Source organism: Actibacterium ureilyticum, assembly GCF_002285435.1.
Lineage (GTDB): Bacteria > Pseudomonadota > Alphaproteobacteria > Rhodobacterales > Rhodobacteraceae > Actibacterium_C > Actibacterium_C ureilyticum.
The window spans coordinates 53,237-69,313 of sequence record NZ_NSBT01000043.1 but is presented as its reverse complement, the minus strand read 5'-3'; the positions used below and the strand labels follow the sequence as shown (position 1 = coordinate 69,313).

The following is a 16,077-nucleotide window of genomic DNA, read 5'->3' as shown; positions in this document are numbered from 1 at the left end:
TTGCGAGCCTGCCGCCGTCACCCTTCCGAGGAAGAGGGCGGGGGTTTGGTCTTTGACGGTTTGAAGCGGGGAGAGAGGCTCTCCGCACCGTCGGAGATATGCCCATGTTCGACATTCCTCTCCAAACTCAGCCGGAAACACAGAAGACAGGTTTGCCGCCGAGCTTCCTGACCGTTCTTGCAGATCAAGACTTGCCGTTTGCGCTTACGACGGCTTGCCATGCGCCCGCGGCTCTCATGTCCGGGCAGGCACACCCCAAGGTCCTGGAGCGGTTTGCCACGCTGGCCGAGGCCATGCAGGGGGCAATCGTTCATGTCGAAAATGTCACCCCTGAAGACGCGCCGCGCATCCTGGCGATCCTCGATAGGGAGGGCCGCCTCGTTCTGGCCGGCGCTACCTATGATGGCGGGGTCGCATGGTGCCACCCGGTCTCGGATGCCGCCGAAGCCCGCGCCGTCGTGTCCGAGGCCAGCCAGACCCGCGCGCAGGCCATGCGGGCGGCCGAGTGGCATGAACATAGCCTCGCGCGACGGCTACGGCACCACGCCGACGTTCTCGATGCCCGTCTTGTCGATCCGCTCTGGCGTGTCTTCGCGTCTCGCGCACTGCAGATCGCGGCGTGACGCCCGAGAGTCAGAGAAGGGCAGGGGAGGATGTGAGCCTAGGAGGACGAGAGAGAGCCTCGGGGTTCAGATCCTTTCCCTCATTTCGGAGTTTCCAATGTCCAAGATCGAACCCACCTTGGCCGCGCCGATGGCGCCGTCCAGGATTGATTTCGCCGCCGTGCTGGCTCGGCAGTCCGAGCGTGACGCGCGGATCGCAGCTTTGCGTCCGGCCAACAAGGAGCGCCTCTTCGATGGCCTGACTGCCGCGGGCATCACACATGTGACTGTGTGTTTCGACGGGTATGGCGACAGCGGTCAGGTTGAGAGTATCGCTGCCTACTCTGGCGACGCCGAAGTCACTTTCCCCAAGACCCAGATCGCCTATGCCGCATTGACCTGGGACGACCCGGAGGTCGAGATGCGGGCGCTTTCGCTCGAAGATGTCGTGGAGCAACTGGCCTACGACTTGCTGTCTGACACCCATGGAGGTTGGGAAAACAACGACGGGGCCTACGGTGAGTTCTGCTTCGACGCGAGCGCTCGCACCATCCACCTCGAGTTCAACGAGCGCTTCACCTCGTCCGAACTCACCACCCACGATTTCTGAGGAGGCGGCGATGGCACATCCGTATCACCACGCCCTGTCTTCGGTGAAGAAATGGGGCGGCACGGTCGAGGATTTCCTCGCCGTGCATTCCTGGTTCGACCAGAGCAAGGAGATCACAGCCGATTTTCGGCACCGGGCGCTGCGCCACCATGCCGAGGGCATCTTCATGGCCGAGACCATCTTTGGTCAGACTCTCACGCTCTCGACTGGGCGCATCATCCCGACCCGGTGGGTCGGGGAACAGCATGTGAGGGAAGACCTCGGCTTCATCCCGAGCTTCGCCGACTGGGTAAAGGCGATCCGGCCCGAACCCTGGATGGGCCGGGCCGCACAGATCGAGGCGCTGGTCGATCCGCATCTCGCCTCGCCCGTGGTCGAGGTCACCTGAGATGACCGATCCAGCCTATCAGCGCCTCGGCTTGCCCGAAACGGCTTCGCCCTACGCCGTCCTGCGGGCGGCGGTCCGGGCGCTGCATCCCGACACGCGCGCCGTTCGCACCTTCCGGACGGCGCGCAAGCGCTTCTATAGGCAGATGCTCTGCGCGCATGCCGCGCGACAGGCGGCGGGCGACAGTCCCACCGGCTGATCGCCCCCAACCACCCCTTCATTCCAACACAACGCCCGGTCGCCCGGCCGGGTTTTCCCCATTCAGGAGGTCCCCATGGCGGATTACTTCACCCATTTCTCATGCCTGATCGACGTCGGCAGCCCCGACAAGGCTGCCCGTGCAATCGCGCTGTTTCAGGAACTCCGCGCTGCGGATCAGGACGCTGACGACCCGGAGGTCGCGGGCTTCGACATCGCGCGCCAGGATGCCCCCGAGGGCAGCAGCCTCTGGATCCGTGATGACGACCACGGCGATGTCGAAGCCGTCATCCGCTTCGTGCTGCGCCTCGCCGAAGAGCTCGACCTCACTGGTCTCTGGGGGTTTCAGTATGCCCTGACCTGTTCCCGGCCGCGCCTCGACGCCTTTGGCGGTGGCGCGTATGCCATCGATCTCGGCGCTCGTAAATCCATCGGCTGGTCCAGCACGCAAGAATGGTTGGTCGCGGCGCTGAACGGGGAGGACGTCGATGCCTGAGATCATCTGCACCACCGTCTACCAGTTCCCCGAGCTCTCGGATGCGGCCAAGGAAAAGGCGCGCTGCTGGTATCGTGACCTAGGGCCGCTCGACGACTGGTGGGACGCGGTCTATGAAGATTTCGAGCGGGTCTGCGAAATCCTCGGCATCCGCCTGAAGACCTCCCCCGTCCGCCTGATGGGCGGCGGGACGCGGGCCAAGCCCAGCATCTGGTTCTCTGGCTTCTGGAGCCAGGGTGACGGTGCCTGCTACGAGGGCTATTGGTCCCACTCCAAGGGCGCGGCCGCGCGCATCCGGGACTACGCCCCGGCCGACGCGACGTTGCATGGCATCGCCGACCGGCTGCAGGCCATTCAGCGGCGGAACTTCTACCAGCTCAAGGCCGAGGCCAGCCACCGTGGCCGCTACTACCATGAATACACCATGTCGGTGGACGTCACGCGGGACAGCCCGACCTGGCAGCCGCCGACCGAGGACGCGGAAGAAGGCGTAATCGAGGCGCTGCGAGATCTGGCCCGCTGGCTCTACCGCCAGCTTGAGGCCGAATACGACCACCTCACCTCGGACGAGGCCATCGAGGAGGGGATCATCATCAACGGGTACACCTTCACGGAAAGCGGGCGGCGGATTGGGTGAGAACTATCGGGCGATTGACCTGACGAGCGTCACGAGAGCGTCAAAGTCGTGCTGATCAGCTGCTCTCAAGGCCGCGATATAGGCAGCGCGGTGCGCGCTGTCTGCGTTCAGTGTGCCGCCGCCGGACCAGTCGAGAAAAATATCCGGATCGATCTTCGCCAAGTAGGCGTCTGCCATGATCCGCGCCCAACGTCCGTTGCCGTTGGCGAAGGGATGGATCCAGACCAGGCGGTGATGCAGGCGCGCTGTTGCTTCCAGCGGGTCAAAGCTCCTATGGTCACGCCAGTACCGGGCGTCATCGAGGCAGGTGCGCAGCTCGGTCGAGATGTGCCAGACCGGCACGCCGATGTTCTTCTCTGTCAGGCGGTAGGCACCCGCCCAGTCCCAGACCTCGCCGAAAAGGCGCTTGTGGATTTCACGGACGGCAGCATCGGTCAGCAGATCGAACGATTTGGGCCGACGGTCGAGCCAGGTCAGGCCGGCGATGATGTTTTCGCCTTCGAGTTCGTTCAATTCGCCGCGGGTTGCGATGTGCTTGGCCTTGAGGTCAAGCAACTCGTCCGGTGTCAGGGGCGTCGCCCCGGCGGGTTCATGAAGCTCCAGCGTCATTGCCAGAAATCCCGGCGGCCTTCGCGGATGATGTCGGCGGCCAGTTCCTCCACCATCTCTTCTTCGCTCCGCAGGCCCTCGCTCTGCTCCTCGAGGGCCATATGCGCGCGTGTGCGCTGGATGATGCGGCGGGCTTTCGCGCGCGCTTGGGCGAGGACGATCTCCTCGACCGGGCCTTCGCGCGGGACGATGGCATAGACGAGACGTCCGCCCATGGCGTCGGCGATCTTCTCGAGCTGGTTCAGCGAGATCGTTCCCGCCTGCTCATTCCGGATCGACGCGTAGATCGAGTTGCGCGAGACATCGAGACGTTCAGCGAGGGCGGGCGCGTTCATTCCGATCGCCTCCTGAAATGTGGCGATCCAGCCGCCGAATGGCTTTTCAAGCGACTTTGCCAGGCTTGCGGCCTGGTTGATCCTGTCTTGGGCCTGACGTTGCTTCGCGCGGGAGACGGACATTTGCCAACCTGAGAGTTTGCATTCGCATACGTTATGCCATGCCATAATATGGCATAATATCTAAGAATGCAATACTACAGATACGCAAAACAGCTAAATACGCAATATCGTAGATTGGCGAACCCGTGAATTCTGCCAAGCCATGATATGGCCGCCCAGTCGATCCATGATCATTCTCAGGCATTGCACGCGCTGATCGGCACTCTCACCTGTTCCCGTCGATCCACTTCGACATGAGCCCCTTGTCGCGGAAGCACTCATCCGGGACGGCGCGGCGCTTGATCCGGGCAAGCTTCTCCGCGAAGGCTACCTGCTTTGAGGTCGGCAGACGGTCCATGTCCGATACCGGCTTCAGCCGGGCCTGAGCCTCGATCCAACCGCTCAAAGATCTCCGGTCTTGCTGAACTTCCCAGGGCAGGGCGTGCGTGGTGCTTTCCATGGTGGAACCCCCATTCTGGCTTGGCTCTGAACATAGAACATAACAAGAACAAAATCAAGCCAAGCGTCGGGAACACCTTGGTGCGAGAGGGAGAGAGGGGCCGGGAAAGATCAGGTCCGAGGCTGCCCGAGAGAGGGTGTCCGGGCCTGATCCTGTCCTTCATTCCGGAGTTTCCCGATGACCCATCTTGCCCCTGTCGCGCAGGTGTCCTTGCCTGCGCCCATTGTCCCGTTGGCAGCAAATCCTGTCCCTGCGATCGTTGCTGTTGCCGAAGCGCTGCAGCCCGATCTGGCGCAAGGGCTTCAGATCGACGCGCTGCGCCTGCGCCGCGAGATGGAACATGCCTTTGGCGGTTCCGATGCGACCGGTGCCTGGGACTGGAAGCTCGCCTATGAGGCGGGCGAGGTGGCGCTGATCCTCTTTCTGCGAAAGTTCGGTCGGGCGCTGCTTGCGCGTGCCGGCTCGCCTGCGGCGCTCTTGCCGATCCTCGCCAAGGTGGCAGGCCTCTTGCCTACGCACACCCGGCGGTCGGAAGAGATGGAGCGGTTCCAGCAATTCAGCACGCCCTTGCCCATGGGCCTTGCGGCTCTGGCAGCCGCGCAGATCACGCCCCGCGACCTAGTCCTCGAGCCTTCGGCTGGCACCGGCCTTCTGGCGATCTTGGCCGAGATCGCCGGCGGCAGCCTTGCGCTGAACGAGTTGGCTGAGACCCGCGTCGATCTTCTTCGGCTGCTTTTCCTAAGTCGACCGGTCACACAGTTCGATGCCGCGCAGATCGACGATCATCTCGATGTCTGCTCAAGCCCGAGCGTCGTCCTGATGAACCCGCCCTTCTCGGCTGTGGCCAATGTCGATGGTTGGTCGACCGAGGCGACGGCCCGACATCTTCGCTCGGCGCTTGCGCGGCTGGCCCCCGGCGGACGGCTCGTGGCTATCACCGGAACCGGTTTCGCGCCGGATGCGCCTGCCTGGGCCGAGACCTTCGGGCGTCTGACCGAGGCCGCGCATCTGGTGTTCTCCGGCGCGGTATCGGGCGCAGCTTTCGCCAAGCATGGCACGAGCTTCGAGACGCGGATGTCTGTCTTCGACAAATGCCGCGGCGGTGAGCCGGGCGGCATCACCGCTGACCTGCACCAGCCCACGTCCCCGGACGTGGCGCATCTGATGTCCCGGGTCACTGCTGAGGTTCCGCCGCGCCTCAAGTTGGATCAGGCAGCTGCATTGGGGCAGGGCCATTCTTCCCTCTTCCCGGGAAATCCTACCCCCACCACACGCAAACCCGTCAGCCGATCGCGCGCGACCTCTGCGGCTCAACCGGAGAAACCTGAAGCGCCGATCGAGGCCGAGGAACTGGACTACGCTCTCCGCGACACCGCCGAGGACGAAGACGCCGCACGGCTGTCCGACGCGATCTACGAGACCTTCCGTCTGCAGGCGATCGACATCCCTGGCGCGGCCCCACACCCGACCAAGCTTGTGCAATCGGCGGCCATGGCCTCGGTCGCGCCGCCGAAACCCTCCTACCGCCCCAAGCTTCCGGCGACCATCTTGCGCGACGGCCTGCTGTCCGACGCGCAGCTCGAGACCGTCATCTACGCGGGCGAAGCCCACGGTGCATATCTCGCCGGGTCTTGGACCGTCGATGAGACCGGAGACGTGGTCTCCGCAGCACCGGAGGACGCCGCTGACGCTATCGGCTTCCGCCGGGGTTTCTTCCTTGGCGATGGCACCGGAGCGGGCAAGGGCCGCCAGTCGGCCGGGATCCTGCTCGACAACTGGTGCCAAGGCCGCCGCAAGGCGCTCTGGATCTCGAAGAGCGACAAGCTTCTGGAGGATGCGCAACGCGACTGGTCGGCCCTTGGCCAGGAGCGGCTTCTGGTGACGCCGCTGTCGCGTTTCGCACAAGGGCGCGACATCCCGCTGAGCGAGGGAATCCTCTTCACCACCTATGCGACGCTGCGCTCGGAAGAACGGGGTGCCAAGAAATCCCGCGTCGACCAGATCGTCGACTGGCTCGGGGCGGATTTCGACGGGGTGATCCTCTTCGACGAAAGCCATGCCATGGCGAATGCTGCCGGCGGCAAAGGCGAGCGGGGCGATACCATGGCCTCGCAGCAGGGCAGGGCGGGCCTGCGCCTGCAGCACAAACTGCCCAATGCCCGCGTAGTCTATGTCTCGGCCACGGGCGCGACGACGGTCCACAACCTTGCCTATGCTCAGCGTCTCGGGCTCTGGGGCGGGGAGGACTTTCCCTTTGCCACCCGCGCTGAGTTCGTTCAGGCCATAGAGGCCGGCGGCGTGGCTGCGATGGAGGTCCTCGCGCGCGATCTGCGCTCACTCGGGCTCTACACTGCCCGGTCGCTCTCCTATGACGGCGTCGAATATGAGATGCTAGAGCATGCGCTGACGCTCGAGCAGCGCGGCATCTATGATGCCTATGCCGGGGCCTTCGCCATCATCCACAACAATCTGGCCGCCGCGATGGAGGCGGCCAACATCACGGGCGACAGCGGCACGCTGAACCGCCAGGCCAAGTCCGCTGCCCGCTCGGCCTTCGAGTCCGCCAAGCAGCGCTTCTTCGGCCATCTGCTGACCAGCATGAAAACCCCTACCCTGATCGCCGCCATCGAGGCCGATCTCTCGGCAGGCCATGCGGCTGTCATCCAGATCGTCTCGACCGGCGAGGCGCTGATGGAACGCCGCCTGACGGAGATCCCAACCGACGAATGGAATGATATCCGCTGTGACATCACGCCCAGGGAGTATGTCCTGGACTACCTCGCCCATTCCTTCCCGGTGCAGCTCTACGAGCCTTTCACCGACAGCGAGGGCAACCTCTCGTCGCGCCCCGTCACGCGCGACGGCCAACCGGTGGAGTGCCGCGAAGCCGTCCGGCGTCGTGACGCGCTGATCGAGAAACTGGCTTCGCTGCCGCCGGTGCCGGGTGCGCTCGACCAGATCGTCCAGCGCTTCGGCACCGATCTCGTGGCCGAGGTCACGGGCCGCTCGCGGCGCATCGTGCGCAAGGTCGAAAGGCATTCGGCACGGCTCGTGGTGGAGAACCGGGCCGGAGCTGCGAACCTCGTGGAAACCCAAGCCTTCATGGATGATCAAAAGCGGATCCTGATCTTCTCGGATGCCGGCGGCACCGGGCGCAGCTATCACGCCGATCTCGGAGCGAAGAACCAGCGCTTGCGGGTCCACTACCTCTTGGAACCCGGCTGGAAGGCAGATGCCGCGATCCAGGGTCTCGGCCGCACAAACCGCACCAATCAGGCGCAGCCGCCACTGTTCCGACCGGTCGCCACTGATGTGAAAGCGGAGAAGCGGTTCCTGTCGACCATTGCGCGCCGCCTCGACACGCTTGGCGCCATCACGCGCGGCCAGCGCCAGACCGGCGGGCAGGGGTTGTTCCGCCCCGAGGACAACCTCGAGTCGCCTTACGCCCGCGACGCGCTGCGCCAGCTTTACCGCCGCATCTATCGCGGCGATGTGGCCGGATGCTCGCTCGGGGCCTTCGAGGATGCCACTGGCCTCAACCTGATCGATGACAACGGTCTGAAAGACGACCTGCCCCCCATCACGACCTTTCTCAACCGGCTGCTCGCACTGACGATCGACATGCAGGCCGTGCTCTTCTCGGTCTTCGAGGAATTGCTCGACCAGAGGATCGAGGGTGCCATCGCGGCCGGGGTCTATGACCTCGGGCTCGAGACACTCCGTGCTGAGAGCTTCCGGGTGACCGACGTACAGGTCATCTACACCCATCCGGGCTCCGGCGCGGAAACCCAGCTGCTGACCATCGCGGAAAAGCGCCGCAACACGCCTACCTCACTGGCCGATGCGCTCGAATGGCTGGATGACCCGCAGGCGCGGCTTCTGGTCAACAGCCGCTCGGGCCGGGCTGCCGTGCAGGTTCCTGCCACCAGTCACATGCTGGACGATGGGACCATCGAGCCGCGCCTGCGCCTGATCCGCCCGCTTGATGCCAGCACGGTCCCGGCCAAGGTCATGGAGGACACCCACTGGCTCGAGGCCGACCGCGCGGCCTTCACTGCGGCGTGGACTGCGGAACTGGCCGAGGTGCCGGAGTTTTCGGACTCCACGCTGCACATCGTGGCAGGTCTGCTGCTGCCGATCTGGAAGCAGCTTCCCCAGGATGAAACCCGCGTCTACCGCCTGCAGACCGATGACGGGCAGCGCATCATCGGTCGCCTCGTCTCGCCTGCCTGGGTCGCGACCACGCTGGCCGCCGATGCGCCCAAGCTCTCGGCCGCACAGGTCCATGCCCTCGTTCTGGAGGGCAAGACCGTGGTGCGGCTGGCCGAGGGGATGGAGCTCCATCGGTCCCGCGTTATGGGCGTGAACCGGATCGAGCTCTCCGGGTTCACCGAGGCCGCCAAGGACCGGCTCAAGGCCGATGGCTTCTTCTCGGAGATTATTAGTTGGAAGCTTCGGCTGTTTTGCCCGACCGACGCCGATGGCGTCGCGATACTGGATCGTCTGCTTGCACGTTGTCCTGTCGCAAGGCTACATGATCGCGGAGGTTGTTGACCCATGTATTCCAAGACCGAAGACCTCGTGCGCGATCTGGCAGAAAATGCCGAAGGCGTCTGTCGTGCGTACCTTCCCGCCGGACGGCGGGAAGGATCCTACTGGATCGTCGGCGATCTGCACAACAACCCCGGCCGGTCGCTCTTCGTGCGGTTGACGGGCCCTGCGTCGGGACCAGGGGCAGCGGGCAAGTTTACGGATGGGGCCACAGGCGAGCATGGCGATCTCCTGGACATCATCCGCGCCCGGACGGGGATCACGCGCTTCCCCGATCTTCTCGCCGAGGCCCGAGCGCATCTTGGCCGTCCGCAGCCGGTCGTCCCGGATAGGCAAGAGCCGAGGAAGGCCAAGGCGCCCGGTGGCACTCCCGCGGCAGCGGCGCGCTTGTTTGCTGCCTCGAACCCGATCACAGGCATGCTTGCTGAGACCTACCTCCGTTCCCGAGGCATCACCCAATTCGGGGCGAACGGCGCCTTACGCTTCCACCCGAAGTGCTGGCATCGGGAAGAGGGGCAGACCCGGAGCATCCCCAGACCGGCGATGATCGCGGCGGTTACCGATGGGGCAGGGGCCGTGCAGGGCGTGCATCGCACCTGGTTGGCAGCTGACGGGCAGGGGAAGGCGGCAGTGAATCCAGAGCGTCGGGCTATGGGTCACCTCCTCGGCAATGCTGTCAGGCTGACCCCGCAGGATGACATCCTCGTCATCGGCGAAGGCATCGAGACCATGCTGTCTCTGTCCGAGGCGATCCCCGGCCTTCCCGTCTGGGCGGCGCTCTCGTCTGGTCACCTCGGGGCGGTCCTGTTGCCGGAGGGGCTCAAGCGCCTTTACGTCGCGATCGATCGCGATCCGGCCGGGCAGCGCGCGGCAGAGAAGTTGAGCGCCAGAGCCTCCGAGGTCGGGGTGCGCGTGCGGGTGCTGGAACCGCGGCTCGGGGATTTCAACGATGATCTCCAGGCGAACGGCAAGGTCGCGCTGCGCCAGCATCTGACAGGACAGATCGGGCCAGAGGATCGGCATCGCCTGCCCAGCTGAGCTGCATCGCGCAGGGGGGCTGGGAGTGCGGGGCAGGGGGCTGCATCCCAGTCGTGGCTCTGGATCGTCGTCCTCACCCCATCCCGGGCCTTGCGCATCCACCCGTCACCCGAGCGGCCTTCAAGAGATGGGCAGGCCGTCAAAGCGGTAGCCCCTGCAAGGTCGGCAGGGAACCTATTTCCGCCGGCGGCAAAGCCGCCTTTGCATCGCGAGACAAATAGCTTCCCCGCCGACCTCCTCCACGCTGTTCCGGCCCCGGTGAAGCCGAGGTGAAGGGGCAACCGCCCCGACGGCTCGGGTCTGCCCATGAAGGCCGCGCGGGATGACGCGCGGACGAGACAGGCCCGGAGGTAAGAAACCGATGACGATCCACACCTACGACGACGCGTATGAACCCGCCCATAGCGCTTCCCAGACCGCCCATGCGCTCGACGAGCTCCAGCTCTACGGCTATCGCCCCTTTGACGAGCCCGATCCGCGCCCGATGCCCGATGGGCAGCGCCTCGCCGTCGCCGTCGCCGACATCTTCGACGCCCTCGTCGCGACCCTGGAAGACACCCGTATGGAACCCGACCTCGAAGAGGTGCTCTGGGGCCAGGTCAACCTCTTCCACCGCGCCACGGCCCGGATCGAGCGGACGCTCGATGAGAACGAGCAGGCGCAGCGCCGCCTCCAGCGCGAGCAGGACGGCTCCGAAGTGAAGTCCGTCGAACTCGAGCGCCTGACGGCCGAGGGCCTGACTCTCGTTGAACGGCGCAATTGCATGGACATGATGCGCGACCACGCCGCCACCGAGTTCGTCCATCACACGGGATCGACCTGGCGCCCCCGCACCGGATCGATGGTGAACCGCCAGCACATGACCGCCGCCCTGATCGACAGCCGCGACTTCCTGGCCGCCAAGCGCCGCGCCGAGACCGAGGTAATGCTTCCCGCAGGTCCCAAGGTCGCCCTCACCGGCGGGACCGATTTCAACGATCACCGCCTGATCTGGGGTAAGCTCGACCAGGTCCGGACCAAGTATCCAGACATGGTCCTTTTGCACGGTGGCAGCCCCAAAGGCGCAGAGCTCATCGCCGCCAAATGGGCCGAGGCTCGCAGCGTGACGCAGGTGGCCTTCAAGCCCGACTGGACCAAGCACGCCAAGGCCGCGCCCTTCAAGCGCAACGACGCGATGCTGGATGTGCTCCCGGTCGGGGTCCTTGTCTTCCCCGGAACCGGTATCCAGGAAAACCTCGCCGACAAGGCCAAGAAGCTCGGCATCCCGGTCATGAAGTTCGAGAAGGGGGCGTAAGCCCCCGACTTCAATCCGGGACAGAACATTGTGGAAACGTCGAAGAGCGCTTGATATTGTGGTCTGGAGATAGGCGCCAACAACATGTTCGACACATCGCAGCAAATGGAAGTGTTCCCGACGACGGTCGATCTCAAGCGGATCGACCCGTCTCTCAACATGCGCCGCTTCTATCGATTGAGCGTTCAGCCGGACCTGTTTGGCGGCGCATGCCTTGTGCGGGAATGGGGCCGTATCGGGTTTCGAGGGCAGATGCTAATCGAACAGCACCCGGACGAGGGGCATGCTGTGACCGCCCTGTTGAAGCTCGCAGCGAACAAGACGCGGCGAGGGTATCGAGCGGTCGCAGAGCAGAAGATGGATTGAAAAGCGGTGAATGACATTTCGCCAAGCGTGTATTTCGCGTTTATTTTCGGTAGTTTCCGGCGGCTTCTTTGACTACGAATAGTGTAACGAATTCCGAGGCCTGTTGATGAACCCGACTGAAATTTACGATGCCCTTGCCGAGATTGCGGCCAAGCCATTTGATCCGAATGAATTCCCCTTTGCTTTTGCCGAGGCGACGGATGCGGCCAAGGCAGCGATCTCGAAGCTGCGCAATGGCTCGACCAACAAGTCGGATCTTTCTGGCGGCGTTCTGTTCAACAAGAAGTTCCACTACGCGCCGGCACTAAAAGGCCTGACCGATGTCACGCTCGATCAACTGCGCGCCTCTAAGAAAACCAAGGCGTCCAAGCCCGCGATCCTGATCGCGACCGATGGCGAAACCATTGCGGCTGAACATCCAGCTTCAGGCGATACACTACATTGCACCTTCAGCGAGTTAGGTGATCATTTCGGCTTCTTCCTGCCCGCCGCGGGCAAGGAACGCTATCGCGCGGTCGAAGAGAACCCTGTCGACGTCAAAGCGACCGGCAAGCTCGCACGTCTCTATGATGCGCTGACCAAGGCCAATCCCGATTGGGGTAGCGACGATCGGCGGCACGAGATGAACCAGCTGATGATGCGGCTCATCTTCTGCATGTTCGCCGAGGACGTGGGCATCTTCCCGGACAACCAGTTCTCGCGCCTTTTGTTCACCCATGCGGGCGACAAGGGCGAAGAGGCGCGTGAAACCATCATCGCCGCCTTCAACGCCATGAACTTGCCCAAGGACAAGCGCGGCGCCCTGCCGGCATGGACGGCAGAGCTGGAATACGTAAACGGCGGGCTCTTCGCGGGCAACATAGACGCGCCGCGGTTTGACACGATCTCCTTCCGCTACCTGCGCGATGCCTGCGATCTCGATTGGCGCGAAATCAACCCTGACATCTTCGGGTCGATGATCCAGTCGGTGGCTGATCCCAAGCAGCGCTCAGAACTGGGGATGCACTATACCTCGGTCCCGAACATCATGAAGGTGATCGGGCCGCTGTTCCTCGATGATCTGGATGCCGAGATCCACAAGGCCTGGGATCGCGCGAAAGCCTTGCAGCAGGTGTTGGACCGCATGTCGCGTATTCGCGTCTTTGATCCTGCCTGTGGCTCGGGCAACTTTCTGGTCGTGTCCTACCGCGAACTCAGAGCGCGAGAGTCGCGCATCCTGCAGCGGCTGGAGGAGCTGAACGGCCCCGGCTCGATGCAGATGTTTTCGGCCATCCCGATCAGCAATTTCTACGGGATCGAGATCGCGGACTTTGCGGCAGAGACCGCCAAGCTCGCGCTGTTCATTGCCGAGTATCAGGCCAATGCCAGCTTTGCCGAGGTTTTTGGTCGCCGTCCTGCCGCGCTACCGCTGAAAGACGCAGCGCATATCAGGCGAGGGGACTCCCTTTATACCCGATGGGAGGAGGTCTGCCCGCACCCCGGCGAAGAAGAGGAAGTTTTCATCGCGGGCAACCCCCCGTTCCTTGGAAAGGCCCAGCAGGACGCGGATCACAAAGCCGGAATGGACCATGTCTTCAAGGGTAAGTTAAAATCTTACCGAGCGTTTGACTTAGTGGCGGCATGGTTCTTCAACGCCTCGGTCTATCTGCGTGGTCGTAATGTCCGTGCTGCTCTGGTGTCGACCAATTCAATCTGCCAAGGGGCATCGGCAGCCAACCTCTGGCCCGAAATCTTGACTGACGGCGTGGAAATCGGGTTTGCGCATCGATCCTTCAAGTGGCGCAACAATGCATCGGCAAATGCCGCAGTCATTTGCGTGGTCGTCGGGATGCGAAACAAGTCAAATGCGACCAAGCGCATTTTCGATGGTGATGTTTCCGAGGAAGCCGCAAATATCAATTCGTATCTCTTGAACGACCAAAACGTATTCGTGACCGGTGCGAGCAAAGGGATTTTCGGGCTCCCCGAGATGAACTTTGGCTGCATGCCCTATGACGCTGGAAACCTGCTACTGATTCCAGAGGAAAAAGAGCAGATGCTGGCTGAAGCCCCCGAGGCATCGAAGTTCATTCGTCGTTTCATGGGGTCGCAGGAGGTTGTGAAAGGGATAGAACGGCATTGCCTTTGGATTTCAGATTCCGACCTGCGTGATGCGATGGCCATCCCGCCTGTCGCTCGTCGTGTCGAGGCGACCAGAGAAGCTCGTCTTAAAATGACCGATAAGGGCGGCATTGAACTTGCAGATCGGCCACACCAGTTCCGCGAGCATGTTGCGCCTGAACGTCATGCTATCCTTGTCCCAAGCGTCACATCGGAACGACGCCCCTATCTGCCCGTTGAACGGGTTGGGGCTGATGTTATTGCTTCAAATCTTAACCAAGTGCTCTACGACGCCCCTGAATGGTGCATCGCCCTGATCGCTTCTCGCCTACATCTGGTCTGGATCGCCACAGTCTGCGGCAAGTTGAAGTCCGATTTCCGCTACTCCAACACCCTCGGTTGGAACACCTTCCCCGTGCCGAAGTTCAGCGAGGATCAACTGGCAGAGCTATCCGCCTCGGCGCGGCGCATCCTCAAGTGCCGCTACTCGCATTTCCCCAAGACCATCGCCGAGCTTTACGACCCCGACAAAATGCCCGACGACCTGCGCGCCGTGCATCGCGAAAACGATGACCTCTTGGAGACGATGTATATCGGCCGCCCCTTCCGCAATGACACTGAGCGGTTGGAAAAGCTCTTCAAGCTCTATGCCGCCAAGGTGAAATCGCTGGAGAAGAAGGGTGCGCGCGCATGACGGGGACCTATGTATTGTTCCAGATGTGGGGACCGTTTCGCCAGTCGCTGATCGACGGGCACTTGTTCTATGTCGAACAGGCACGCAAGCGGCTTCTCACGCAGTTTGAGAACATTGAAGCCGAGGCGGACAAGGCCTCGGAAGACTGGCTCGAGAACAACAGCCACCGTTTCGATCCCGACCGAGACGATCCGGGGAGCTTCTATGAGGCGGCCGGAGAGGCCGGCATCGAGTTCTATCGCCTGCTCTCCGATATGCGTGATCAGACCCAGCTGAGTGTGGTCGCGGGCATGTTCCATGAATGGGACAAGCAGCTTCGCGATTGGCTGGTGCGTGAGATTGGACATTGGCACCGGGGGGATCTGGCCGCCGAAAAAATCTGGAAGGCGAACTTTTCAGACCTCGCTGACCTGCTCGAAGGCCTCGGTTGGAAGATCCGCAGCACCGGGTACTTCAAGCTGCTGGATGCCTGCCGTCTGGTCGTCAACGTCTACAAGCATGGCAAAGGGACGTCGCTGGACGATCTGAAGCAAAGTTTCCCCGAGTATCTTCCTGATCCGAATGTTGGAACGCGCCTTGCGTGGTCTTCGATCGATGTTCTGGACCATACTGATCTGAAAGTCAGCGATGCCCAGTTTCAGGCATTCTCTGATGCCATCGTGTCTTTCTGGAGGGACGTGCCCGAGAACATTTCTGAGGCTGACGTTGCTAGTGTGCCGACTTGGTTCGAGAAGGCGATACTGAAGGATCGTGATCAGAAGGCGGGTGCGAAATGACCGATAAGAACGCTCCCCCAAAAACAAGCGAGGCGGCGCCCGAAGGCCCGCCTCATGATCTTGTCCACGGGAGGGGCCAGAAGCCTGCCGAAGCACCTAAAGGCAACCTCACCGCGTCTCACGAAGCAATAGATAGCGCTGATGTGGCCACGGATCAAGTTCAAACTCTGACCGATCTTAGGGTTCAGAAGCTGTTAACCGACTGCCTGAGCGACCGAAGACTGCAGCGATACGCACCCGCGGCCGGTGATGCCGGGGTGGCGCGCGAGGACATCTACCTCTGGAATTGCGACCTGTCCGAGGCCTTCCATTTTGCTTTGCATATGGCCGAAGTGACCTGCCGGAACAGCATACACAACGCCCTGACGTTCCGTGACCCGCGATGGTTTGAAAACCAAACTTTCCTGAACATCCTGGACCCGCTTCGCAGGAAGGACCTCGACAACGCTATCACTGACGAAACTGATCAACACGGCGACGTTATGGACGCCCACCACATGGTTTCGGCTTTGTCTTTCGGGTTTTGGGAGCATCTGACGACCAAGCGATTTCAGCGTTATCTGTTCCCGAAAGGGTTTCAGCGGGTGTTCAAGCACGCTCCATGGGATGCCAAGCTGGAAGACTTGCACGACTTGATCGAAAGCGTTCGCCGCTGGCGTAACCGCATCGCGCACCACAATGCGATCTTCGACAAAGGCCCATCATCGAAGTACCAAGACGCGTTAAAGCTGATCGCGTGGTCCTCTCCGGACCTGGAGGCATGGGTAGCAACCCGATGCCGTGTGAACCAGATTATCAACGCGCGCCCGAAGGGAGAATGA

At 62.6% G+C, this 16,077-nt stretch carries 16 protein-coding genes; 13 read left to right on the top strand and 3 right to left on the bottom strand.

The window, feature by feature from the left end; all coding sequences use genetic code 11:
- Window positions 1-104: 104 nt before the first annotated feature.
- The 6 genes from CLM60_RS20370 to CLM60_RS20345 all read left to right on the top strand — a co-directional run bounded on the left by CLM60_RS20370 (window position 105) and on the right by CLM60_RS20345 (window position 2,931).
- Window positions 105-623 carry a DNA repair protein RadC gene (locus CLM60_RS20370; RefSeq protein ID WP_095590994.1) on the top strand — a complete coding sequence of 173 codons (519 nt, stop codon included), beginning with the start codon at window positions 105-107 and terminating at the stop codon, window positions 621-623.
- 97 nt (window positions 624-720) lie between these two features.
- Entirely contained in the window at window positions 721-1,212 is a 492-nt protein-coding gene (locus CLM60_RS20365; protein ID WP_095590980.1) for a DUF6878 family protein, read from the top strand.
- A 10-nt stretch (window positions 1,213-1,222) separates the two neighbouring features.
- The gene (locus tag CLM60_RS20360; RefSeq protein ID WP_095590979.1) at window positions 1,223-1,600 is read left to right on the top strand and encodes a DUF6915 family protein; all 378 of its coding nucleotides are present in this window, start codon (window positions 1,223-1,225) and stop codon (window positions 1,598-1,600) included.
- A gap of 1 nt (window position 1,601) precedes the next feature.
- Window positions 1,602-1,799, top strand: coding sequence for a hypothetical protein (locus CLM60_RS20355; RefSeq protein WP_095590978.1), 198 nt, complete (start codon window positions 1,602-1,604; stop codon window positions 1,797-1,799).
- A 75-nt stretch (window positions 1,800-1,874) separates the two neighbouring features.
- On the top strand, window positions 1,875-2,294 hold the full coding sequence (locus tag CLM60_RS20350) for a hypothetical protein (protein ID WP_095590977.1): 420 nt from the start codon (window positions 1,875-1,877) through the stop codon (window positions 2,292-2,294).
- Complete coding sequence (locus CLM60_RS20345; protein WP_095590976.1) at window positions 2,287-2,931, top strand: antitoxin of toxin-antitoxin stability system; 645 nt, start codon at window positions 2,287-2,289, stop codon at window positions 2,929-2,931. The genes CLM60_RS20350 and CLM60_RS20345 overlap by 8 nt, the downstream gene beginning before the upstream one ends.
- Window positions 2,932-2,934: 3 nt before the next feature.
- On the opposite strand, the gene CLM60_RS20340 is transcribed toward CLM60_RS20345, so the two are convergent.
- The 3 genes from CLM60_RS20340 to CLM60_RS20330 all read right to left on the bottom strand — a co-directional run bounded on the left by CLM60_RS20340 (window position 2,935) and on the right by CLM60_RS20330 (window position 4,437).
- Window positions 2,935-3,540, bottom strand: a complete 606-nt coding sequence (locus tag CLM60_RS20340; protein ID WP_176473944.1) for a mobile mystery protein B — start codon at window positions 3,538-3,540, stop codon at window positions 2,935-2,937.
- Window positions 3,537-3,998 carry a helix-turn-helix domain-containing protein gene (locus CLM60_RS20335; protein WP_095590975.1) on the bottom strand — a complete coding sequence of 154 codons (462 nt, stop codon included), beginning with the start codon at window positions 3,996-3,998 and terminating at the stop codon, window positions 3,537-3,539. The genes CLM60_RS20340 and CLM60_RS20335 overlap by 4 nt, the downstream gene beginning before the upstream one ends.
- A 205-nt stretch (window positions 3,999-4,203) precedes the next feature.
- Complete coding sequence (locus tag CLM60_RS20330; protein ID WP_245848551.1) at window positions 4,204-4,437, bottom strand: hypothetical protein; 234 nt, start codon at window positions 4,435-4,437, stop codon at window positions 4,204-4,206.
- 177 nt (window positions 4,438-4,614) lie between these two features.
- Here CLM60_RS20330 and CLM60_RS20325 point away from each other — a divergent pair, with 177 nt between their 5' ends.
- The 7 genes from CLM60_RS20325 (at window position 4,615) to CLM60_RS20295 (ending at window position 16,077) form a co-directional block, all read left to right on the top strand.
- Window positions 4,615-8,991 (top strand): strawberry notch family protein, encoded by a 4,377-nt coding sequence (locus CLM60_RS20325; RefSeq protein ID WP_095590974.1) that lies wholly within the window; start codon window positions 4,615-4,617, stop codon window positions 8,989-8,991.
- Window positions 8,992-8,994: 3 nt separating this feature from the next.
- On the top strand, window positions 8,995-10,026 hold the full coding sequence (locus CLM60_RS20320; RefSeq protein ID WP_095590973.1) for a DUF7146 domain-containing protein: 1,032 nt from the start codon (window positions 8,995-8,997) through the stop codon (window positions 10,024-10,026).
- Window positions 10,027-10,387: 361 nt separating this feature from the next.
- A complete protein-coding gene (locus CLM60_RS20315) occupies window positions 10,388-11,320 on the top strand; it encodes a DUF2493 domain-containing protein (RefSeq protein WP_095590972.1) in 933 nt (310 codons plus the stop codon).
- 84 nt (window positions 11,321-11,404) lie between these two features.
- Window positions 11,405-11,686: a WGR domain-containing protein gene (locus CLM60_RS20310; protein ID WP_095590971.1), complete on the top strand. Its 282-nt coding sequence runs from the start codon at window positions 11,405-11,407 to the stop codon at window positions 11,684-11,686.
- Window positions 11,687-11,792: 106 nt separating this feature from the next.
- Window positions 11,793-14,480: a class I SAM-dependent DNA methyltransferase gene (locus CLM60_RS20305; RefSeq protein WP_095590970.1), complete on the top strand. Its 2,688-nt coding sequence runs from the start codon at window positions 11,793-11,795 to the stop codon at window positions 14,478-14,480.
- Complete coding sequence (locus CLM60_RS20300) at window positions 14,477-15,256, top strand: hypothetical protein (protein WP_095590969.1); 780 nt, start codon at window positions 14,477-14,479, stop codon at window positions 15,254-15,256. The genes CLM60_RS20305 and CLM60_RS20300 overlap by 4 nt, the downstream gene beginning before the upstream one ends.
- Window positions 15,253-16,077: an Abi family protein gene (locus CLM60_RS20295; RefSeq protein ID WP_095590968.1), complete on the top strand. Its 825-nt coding sequence runs from the start codon at window positions 15,253-15,255 to the stop codon at window positions 16,075-16,077. The genes CLM60_RS20300 and CLM60_RS20295 overlap by 4 nt, the downstream gene beginning before the upstream one ends.